General features: G+C 67.9%; 1 protein-coding gene. It reads right to left on the reverse strand.

The window, feature by feature from the left end:
• Positions 1 to 421: precorrin-8X methylmutase (locus EN745_RS35590; protein WP_127423360.1), on the reverse strand; the 421-nt coding region annotated here is incomplete at its 3' end.
• Between the last annotated feature and the right edge of the window lie 152 nt (positions 422 to 573).

Genomic DNA, 573 nt, shown 5'->3' on the forward strand with positions numbered 1-573 from the left:
CCGTTGGCGCGTTGCCGATGGCGACGACCGAGCCGGCGATGCGCTCGCCCCAGAGGTCGATTGCCGCGGCCGAGCGGGTGTTGCCGATTTCTTTCGCGATCTCATGCGTACGCGGATCGCGCAGCGTGCAGATCACCTCGTTGCCGGCCGGCAGGCGAGCGCGGGTCACGCCATGCGAAACCATCTCGGCGTCGCAGAAGATCGGCGCGCCTGCGGCAAGCGCCGCGCGCGCCGCATCCACGAAACCGCTGGAGAAGACGAAATGGCTGGCGGCCTCGACCTGGCCGCAGGCATGGATCATGCGGATCGCAACATCGGCCTCGGCGTCCGAGAAGCGCGACAGGTCGGCCTCGGCGCGGATGATGGCGAAGGAGCGCTCATAGATCGCCGTGCCGTCGTGGATGTAGTCGTAGGCCGCCATGCTCATTCCTGTCGGTAGATTTCGGCGATGCCGGCCGCGCCAAGCCTTGTGAGGCAAGCGGCGGCGGTTTCGCCTCGATGTCGTTGCGCGCGGATCGCTGCAAGGATGCCGCTTATGCCGCGCGCGGCGTCATAGCCCGGCCTGTATCCGGC

Source organism: Mesorhizobium sp. M4A.F.Ca.ET.022.05.2.1 (assembly GCF_003998845.1).
Classification (GTDB): domain Bacteria; phylum Pseudomonadota; class Alphaproteobacteria; order Rhizobiales; family Rhizobiaceae; genus Mesorhizobium.